The organism is Micromonospora deserti, assembly GCF_003236335.1.
Taxonomy (GTDB): Bacteria; Actinomycetota; Actinomycetes; order Mycobacteriales; family Micromonosporaceae; genus Micromonospora; species Micromonospora deserti.
The window spans coordinates 1-656 of record NZ_POUB01000541.1 but is presented as its reverse complement, the minus strand read 5'-3'; the positions used below and the strand labels follow the sequence as shown (position 1 = coordinate 656).

The 656-nt window shown below is 73.6% G+C and carries 1 pseudogene; it reads left to right on the top strand.

The features are described 5' to 3' along the window. Window positions 1-656, top strand: a pseudogene (locus C1I99_RS33040) (hypothetical protein); the annotation flags it as partial.

Genomic DNA, 656 nt, shown 5'->3' with positions numbered 1-656 from the left:
GAGGTGGAGGGCGCGTTCCTGGGTGGTTCCACGCTGGGGATGGCCGCGGACGCGGTGTTGCCGCCGTGGTCGGACGTGGACGTGTTGGTGGTGCGGGCGGCTCCGGCGGAGAAGCTGGGCAAGTTCTCCTGGGGTGGGGTGCTGCTGGAGGTCACGTTCGTGACCTGGGCGGAGCTGGGCTCGGCGGAGGATGTGCTGGGGTCGTTCGTGTTCGCGGGGTGCTTCCGGGGCCACGGGGTGCTGGCGGATCCGACGGGGCGGTTGGCGGCGTTGCGGGCGGAGGTGTCGGCGCGGTTCGCCGACGAGGAGTGGGTGCGGCGGCGGTGCGCGCGGGTGCGGGAGCGCGTCGAGCGTGGGGTGCGGGAGCTGGACGGGTCGGGGCCGTTGCACGAGCAGGTGACGGCGTGGTTGTTCCCGACGTCGTTGACGGCGGTGCTGCCGCTGGTGGCGGGGTTGGTGGAGCCGACGGTGCGCCGGCGGTACGTGGTGGCGCGGGGGGTGCTGGCCGGGTACGGCCTGGCCGGCAGGTATCCGGCGCTGCTGGATCTGTTGGACGGTGGTGGGGTGCCGGTGGGTCGGGTGCGCGAGCACCTGGCGGGGTTGGCGTGGACGTTCGACGTGGCGGCGCGGGTGGCGCGGACGCGTTTCTTCTTCAG